Genomic DNA, 8005 nt, shown 5'->3' with positions numbered 1-8005 from the left:
GGCCGGGTAGCCAAGTCGGGAAGGGATAAACGCTGAAGGCATCTAAGCGTGAAGCCCCCCTCAAGATGAGATATCCCATTCGAAAGAAGTAAGACCCCTTGAAGACGACAAGGTAGATAGGGCAGGGGTGGAAGTGCCGTAAGGCATGGAGCTGACTGTTACTAATCGGTCGAGGGCTTGACCTGAAATACTGAGAAAGTCAGTAAAAAATGGTTGTGTTCGGAAAGAAAGTATGGTATGATGTATAGGTGTTAAGTGTATGCGGTTTTGAAGGTATATCTAGCGTAGGGGATTGGTCAAATGGTATGATAGGGGTCTCCAAAACCTTTGGTGGGAGTTCGATTCTCTCATCCCCTGTTTTTAAAGCCCGGAAAGCCTTTAAAATGTAAAGTTACGCGGGCGTGTTTTTGCCAATTAAACAAGGTAATCAAAAAGGTAATCAACAATGTGTTGATTGCCTTTTTAACATATAGAAAGACATAAGTTATGATTCATTGAACCTGTAAAACGATCTTTTTTCTGGAGGGAAAATGAGAAGACAAAAGAAAAGAGCAAAATATATGAATCGGAAGATGCTGGTTCTTTCTTTGGTCGGATATGTGGCAATGCTGGTTTTACTGTTGGTAATGGATATCGTAATTATCAACCGCGACAGGGAAGAACAGATACGATCTGTGGAATTGACATTAACGAGTTCAACAGAAAAGCTTGTCGCCGATATAGACACGATGACCAAGTACTTGTTTAATATTTATGAAAGTGATCCGCAGTTTCAGATATTGGCCGAGAATCCAGAATCAGAAAAAGGAGATTATAGTTCTGCCTATGATTTGAACAGCAGAATGAAAATGAATCGAGAGATGAGTACGTGGCTGGACGGATATTATCTTGCATATGGAGATGGAAATAATCTTCAGTGGCTCTTCAATGTAAATAAGAATCGTATCCCATTTGAAGAAGGGCAGCGCATTCGAAATATTTTATTGTCGTATGTAGAGGGAAGCGATACACACAATGGATTTTTCTTGCAGACAGAGGGGGGAAATGGTTACTGGCTTGTATTTTATAAAAGAGGCAATGCAGTAGTAGCCGGAGTAAACCAGATCAATCATTATTTTTCAAATACGATCAGAAATGTTTCGATAGAAGAGAACCTTTTGTGGGATTCTAAAATCAGCGACAAAAATTTTGACCTATATCGGAAAAGTTTTTCGTTGCAGGATATGGAATGGGAACAGAAAGAAATTTTATGGAAACATGCCGGAAAAGAGTATCTTTTTGGACAGAAAATAGATGCTTGTGATATCTGGTATTTTTGCCAGATCAGTGAATCTTATTTGCATCAAATGTCTGTAACTGAAATGGTTCTTCTGATATTTACTGCGGTGTCGATTGTTGTTATGTTTTTTATTTATCGAAATATGGTAAAAAGTTATCTGCATCCCATGTATCAGCTTGTAACGGTTATGGAAGAAATTCGAAACGGAAAGATTCAGGAAATTCCGGATCTGCACCTGCAATATTATGAGCAGCAGCTGATTAACTGGGTATTGCAGAAAATGGTACAGGAAATAAAAGAACAGAAGATGCAGGTATACGAAGAAAAACTGAACCGGCGTGACGCGGAGTTGCAGCTGATGCGGACGCAACTAAATCCTCATTTTTATTTAAATGGATTGAAAACATTAAATGCTATGGCAGCAGACGCAGGTATGACGTCGATGCAGGAGTTAATTCTTCGTATTTCAGATTTCCTTCGCACGATGCTTTATATGAAAGAAAGTGTTGTGGATGCAGAACAGGAGATTAAGATTACAGAAAATTATTTGGAATTACAGAAGATCCTTTCTGACCGGGAAATTACATATAAAATTGAAATGGCTGATGATGTGCAAAGGTGGTTGGTTCCGGTGCTGGCTGTTCAGACTTTTGTAGAGAACAGTATCAAGTATGCAAAGATGGAAATGGGAAAGACCCGACTGAAGATTACCATTACATTGCATAAATTGCAGATGGAAGAGGGAGAAAAACTCGACATTATGGTATCGGACAGTGGACAGGGATATCCAGAGGAACTTCTGGAGGAACTGAATACGAGAGGTTCTTATCGTGCGGAAGGAGTTGGAGTTAATAATCTGAAAAAACGTTGCGATATTTTGTATGGGGAAAAAGCGGAATATAGTTTTTACAATATGGGCGGAGCAGTCAGTGAACTGATTTTGCCCTTCGGACGCAAGGATACAGGAGATACGGTATGAAAATTTTATTGGTGGACGATCAGCGGGCAATTGTAGAAAGTATCCAGAAAGGAATCAATTGGGAGAAAGTTGGAATTGATGAAACATATATTGCCTGCAGTGCTGCAGAAGCAAAACTGATTTTGGTGAATTTTCCGGTTGATATTATGCTGTGTGATATTGAAATGCCAGGGGAAGATGGTCTTTCACTGCTGCAGTGGGCGAAGGAGCAGCAGATTGATGTCTGCTGCATTTTTCTGACGGCACATGCAGAATTTGCATATGCCAAAAAAGCGATTCAGCTTGGTGGATTTGACTATGTTTTGCAGCCGGCGAAATATGCAGAGATAGAAAAAGTAGTAAAAAAAGCCTGTGAACATGTAAAAAAAGAAAAGAATGTACAGTGGATGCAAAAAACGCAAACAGAATTGCGGCAGAATCGGGATATTTTTCTGTCGGCACTTTTGTACCGGATCGGGCAGAAAGAGTATGAAGAAGCGGATAAGGCATTTGGACAACTGCTGCAATTACAGAAATTCAACGGAAATCAGACAGTTTTGTATGTGATAAGATGTTATTATCGAAAACAAAATTCAAAAATTGACAAGTGGAATACAGAATTGAAACTTTTTGTTACGAGAAATGTTCTGGAGGAGCTGCTGGATAATAAAGTACAGGTCTTTATTGCAGAAGAAAGTCAAAAAAGTTTTTTTGCAATGGCAGTAGATGATCAACAGATACTTGATAATGAAAAGTGGAAACAGGTGATCGAACGGTTTTACCATTTTATGCAGAAGCAGATGGCAACAGAAGCAGCGATTTATACAGGCTGTGGAAAAGGTGTACGGGATGGAAGACTGCCAAAAGAATTAATGAAAGGCCTGCAGGAATTGCCGGATAACATAGAAGGAAAACTGGATGGGATTCACTGGGAAGAAGAAAGTGCGGCAGAAGATACAGGAAAAAAAGATGAGCGAATTGAAACGGTGATGCAGTATGTGAAATCGCATGTATATGAGAATATTTCACGCGCGGATGCAGCTGGGATGGTATTTCTGAATGAAGAGTACTTTTCCAAATTATTTAAAGCAGAAACAGGAATGACATTCAAGGATTATGTGTTGATTGAAAAAATGAAAATGGCAGGTACACTTTTGAAAAATACAAATTTTTCTGTCGGCGTCATTGCATCTAAGGTTGGATTTGACAACTTTTCCCATTTTTCACGGACTTTCAAAAAAGTGACTGATTATACTCCACAGGAATATCGTTTACACTGTAAAAATAAAAAAGAAAAGTCATGAAAAGAACAATAAATCATAAAAAGAATAAGAAAATGAAAAAAAGTGCGGTGCCATGTCACGAAAGTGACAAAGGACGGCACTTTTTTGGTGGAGAGAAAAAGAGAGAAAAGATACAATAAGAACATCAAAACGAGAGAAACAAAGGAGGTTTCCAAAATGAAAAAGGGTTCCAAAAGATTTTTGAGCGGTATGGCAGCTGCCATGATGGTGATGTCCTTGCTGGCAGGCTGCGGAAGCAGTAATGCGGCACAGGATACATCTTCAAAGAGCGGAAGTAGCGAGACAGCAGCATCTTCAGACAAAGGAACAACCGATGTACCGGTTGTCAACATGTGTGTGCCAAACATCTATGATACGACAGATCTTCAGATGGTAGAAGATGCGATTAATGAAATCACGGCAGAAAAGTATGGTGTAAAAATTAAACTTACTTTTGTAGAGTTCGGAAACTGGACAAACCAGTCCAACATGCTTCTGACAGGCGATGAGGCAGATCTGATTATGATTTACGGAACACCGCTTCTGACCTATGTAAAGAACGGACAGCTTGCCAATATGGATGACTATTATAATAATGCAAGTGAAGAATTCAAAACGGCAGCAGCAGAAGTATTTACAGATAAAGACTTAAAATGTACCAGCGTAAATGGTCATATCTATGCACTTCCGAATTACCGAAATCATGGAGATGTTATTGTACTCGATATTGACCGTGCAATTGCCGATGAAATGGGAGTAAAAGGCGGCGAGCAGATGTCCCTGGATCAGGTAGATGAACTGCTTGGAAAAATCCATGAAGCATATCCGGACCGGTACGCGATTGTTCCACAGGGAAACACAACCATGTCAAATGGTGGATGGACCTGGGATGGTCTTGGCGACATCAAGATGATCGGTGTTATGGAGGCTGGTGGTGATACTACCATTAAGAATCTGTTAGAAACTGAGGACTTTATTGATCTTACAAAACATACCCACAGCTGGTATACCAATGGCTATATGATGCCGGATTGCCTGAGCAACACAGAGACAGGCGACAGCATGATTTTAAATAAAAAAGCAGTGACATGCTTTAATAACGGTGCTTATTTTGATGAAACTGACTATATTAAAGAAGATCTTGTAAGAGTTCCGCTCACCCCTGCAAAAGCAGACACGACGACCATTTCCGGTATGTGCTGGGGCATCAGTGCAAACAGTAAAAATAAGGACGCATCCTGGAAAATGCTGGAAGTTCTTTACTCCGATGCAGACGTTGTAACGTTACTGACAGATGGTATTAAAGATCGTAACTACGTAGTAGATGCAGATGGCAATGCCGTATATCCGGATGGAAAAGATTATACGAACAATGGCTATGGTGCAATGCAGCAGTGGTGGCTGTATCCAAACTCTTCTCTTACTCCGGAACAGCCGACAAACGGATTAACAGAGAGCTTGAAGAAATTTAACGAGTCCGTACAGCAGACCCCGGCTTATGGTTTCTGCTTCGATACGACAGAAGTAACCGATGAGTACAGTGCATGCTGCAATGTTATGGATAAATATTATTCCGCATTGATGCTCGGTGCCGTAGATCCGGATGAGTATCTGGCAAAAGCAACCGAAGAGCTGAAGGCAGCAGGAATGGACAAAGTTATCGAGGCAAAACAGAAACAGTTTGATGCATGGCATGCAGAAAACAAATAGGACTAAAAAATCTTATCACACCAAATAAAAGGGCAAAAGAGAGGCACAGGATGTCTCTCTTTTCCAAAGGGAGGATCTTATGCCTGCGCGTAAACGGAAAAAAGTATCGAGAAAAATTATAGCATTGTATATCATGCTTCTGCCGGGACTCATTTATCTGCTGATCAACAATTACATGCCGATGGCAGGTCTTGTGATTGCATTTAAACGATATGATTTCAGCAAAGGAATTCTGGCTAGTGACTGGTGCGGATTCAGCAACTTTACGTATCTGTTTAAAACGAAAGATGCATTTAACATGATACGAAATACAATTTTGTACAATCTTGTATTTATTTTCCTTGGAACGGTAGTTGCTGTTGCCGTTGCGATTATGCTGAATTTCCTTCGTGGAAAGCTGAGCAAAAAAATTTATCAGACCGTGATCCTGGTACCATATCTGGTATCCATGGTTATTGTTTCCTATATTGTGTATGGATTCTTAAGTACAGAATCCGGTTTTCTTAATAATCTTCTGGTGCATTTGGGCGGTCATACCATTAACTGGTATACGGAATCAAAGTACTGGCCCTATATTTTGACAATTGTAAACCTGTGGAAAGGCTTTGGATATACCAGTATTCTTTACTATGCAACCGTTATTGGAATTGATTCCTCTCTGTATGAGGCAGCATCCACCGATGGAGCAGGAAGATGGAGTCAGATCTGGAACGTAACATTACCGGGTCTGAAGACTACCATTATTACGATGGTTCTGTTACAGATCGGAAGAATGTTCTTCTCCGATTTTGGTCTGTTCTATCAGGTGCCGATGCATTCCGGACTGATTTCCGAAGTAACGGATACAATTGATGTTTATGTTTATAAAGGACTGACACAGCTGAATGATATCGGACGATCTTCGGCAGCAGGATTTTTACAGTCGGTACTTGGCTTTATCCTGATTATGACAGTAAACCAGATTGTACGAAAAATAGACAAGGACAGCGCACTGTTCTAAGGAGGCAAAAATATGGTATCGAATAATAAAGTAGAGCAGGTAGTTTTACATACTATTTTTATCCTGCTTTGTATCATTGCAGCAGCGCCGTTTCTTCTGCTGATTTCTTCTTCCATTACCGAAGAGTCAACTCTTTTGCAGTATGGATATAGTTTCTTCCCGAAAAAAGTCAGTTTCTATGCATATGAATATCTGTTCCAGAGCGGCGGAAAAATTATCCGTGGTCTTGGTCTTTCTGTTCTTGTTACGATCGTCGGAACGGCCTGCTCTATTCTGATGACGGTTATGTTTGCATACCCGATTTCAAGAAAAGAACTTCCACACCGGAATCTGTTTTCTTTCCTGGTATTCTTTACCATGCTGTTTAATGGTGGACTGGTACCAACGTATATGATGTATACACAGATTTTTCATATTAAAAATACGATCTGGGCATTGATTATACCGAGCCTGCTGATGAATGCATTTTACATCATCATGATGCGATCATTCTTTGTAAGTAATATTCCGGATTCCCTGATTGAGGCGGCAAGAATTGATGGAGCCGGTGAGTTCCGCATTCTGTTCCGCATTGTACTTCCACTTTCGAAACCGATGCTGGCAACATTAGCCCTGATGGTTGGTCTTGGATACTGGAATGACTGGATGAATAGTTTATACTATATTACAGATGACAGTCTGTATACCTTACAGGCAATTTTGAACAACATCATTACCAGTATCACATTCCTGCAGAGTTCTACCATGGGTAGTGTAGCATCCGCGGTTGCAGCCATGCCAAGCACAGGTATCCGTATGGCAATTGCCGTTGTTGGTGTTATTCCGGTTCTGGTTATTTATCCGTTTTTCCAGAAATATTTCGTAAAAGGAATTGTCGTAGGCGGCGTAAAGGGTTAAACTGTAGAAAACGAAAAGGGGGTTTTTACAATGAAATTTAAAACAGAAAGAATATCGGAGCATATCACCAGAATCTATGGCTTCTGTACAGAGATGATGTACCTGGTAGAGGGGGAAAAAGATGCAGTGCTGATTGACACCGGAAGCGGTTATTTTAGTCTGAAACAGTGCGTCGATCAGTTGACGGACAAACCGGTGAAAGTGCTCATGACGCATGGCCATGTAGATCATGCAATGGGAGCCGGAGAGTTTGAAGAAATCTACCTGAATCATAAGGATGAAGCTGTTTATCGTGAACACGCAAAGAAAGAGTTTCGTCTGGAAGGACTTGCAGGTATGAATGCAGAAGGTAATGCAATTACGGAAAAGGATATGATTCCGGCAGCACCGTTTGAGCGTTTTCGAGATTTGAAAGAAGGAGACCGTTTTGAACTGGGAGACGTTCAGATTGTAATTTATGAGCTTCCTGGACATACACAGGGCAGTGTGGTCATGCTGATTCCGGAAGAGCGTACGCTTCTTCTGGGAGATGCATGCAATCCTTTCCTTTTCCTGTTTGAAGAATTTTCTACGGGACTTGCCACCTATGAAAAGAACTTAAGAGAATTTCAGAAAAAGATCGAGGGAACTTATGACAAGATTTTGATGTCCCACGGAGATGGAACAGGAAAGATCAGCACCATTGAGGATGTGCTGAAAACCTGTGAGGATATCCGAAAAGGAAATATTAAGGACGGTTACTTTGATTTTATGGGCGAAAAACACTATTTTGCTGACAATGGAACCGATACCCATATTTGTTATAATAAGCAAAGAATCGAAGAATAATAGCATACGGATCTGCAAAAGACACCTTTTTTCGCAAATGTTGTAAGGAC

General features: G+C 40.5%; 6 protein-coding genes, 1 tRNA gene and 1 rRNA gene. All 8 read left to right on the top strand.

Translation table 11 applies throughout. The features are described 5' to 3' along the window. Nucleotides 1-185: ribosomal RNA gene (locus tag DXA55_RS05755) — 23S ribosomal RNA — on the top strand; the annotation flags it as partial. A 101-nt stretch (nt 186-286) separates the two neighbouring features. Beyond that, nucleotides 287-357, top strand: a tRNA-Trp gene (locus tag DXA55_RS05750). 203 nt (nt 358-560) lie between these two features. After that, nucleotides 561-2258: a sensor histidine kinase gene (locus DXA55_RS05745; RefSeq protein WP_158565041.1), complete on the top strand. Its 1698-nt coding sequence runs from the start codon at nt 561-563 to the stop codon at nt 2256-2258. Continuing rightward, on the top strand, nt 2255-3541 hold the full coding sequence (locus DXA55_RS05740; RefSeq protein WP_117760577.1) for a response regulator transcription factor: 1287 nt from the start codon (nt 2255-2257) through the stop codon (nt 3539-3541). The genes DXA55_RS05745 and DXA55_RS05740 overlap by 4 nt, the downstream gene beginning before the upstream one ends. A gap of 156 nt (nt 3542-3697) precedes the next feature. Beyond that, nucleotides 3698-5230 carry an ABC transporter substrate-binding protein gene (locus DXA55_RS05735; RefSeq protein ID WP_117760576.1) on the top strand — a complete coding sequence of 511 codons (1533 nt, stop codon included), beginning with the start codon at nt 3698-3700 and terminating at the stop codon, nt 5228-5230. A gap of 79 nt (nt 5231-5309) precedes the next feature. After that, complete coding sequence (locus tag DXA55_RS05730) at nt 5310-6230, top strand: ABC transporter permease (protein WP_117760575.1); 921 nt, start codon at nt 5310-5312, stop codon at nt 6228-6230. Between the two features lie 12 nt (nt 6231-6242). Beyond that, nucleotides 6243-7127, top strand: coding sequence for a carbohydrate ABC transporter permease (locus DXA55_RS05725; RefSeq protein ID WP_117760574.1), 885 nt, complete (start codon nt 6243-6245; stop codon nt 7125-7127). A gap of 30 nt (nt 7128-7157) precedes the next feature. Then, nucleotides 7158-7955, top strand: coding sequence for an MBL fold metallo-hydrolase (locus tag DXA55_RS05720; protein WP_117760573.1), 798 nt, complete (start codon nt 7158-7160; stop codon nt 7953-7955). Nucleotides 7956-8005: the final 50 nt, after the last annotated feature.

The sequence above is a fragment of the Blautia sp. OF03-13 genome (assembly GCF_003460685.1).
Lineage (GTDB): Bacteria > Bacillota > Clostridia > Lachnospirales > Lachnospiraceae > Fusicatenibacter > Fusicatenibacter saccharivorans.
This window is presented reverse-complemented; position numbering and strand designations above follow the sequence as displayed.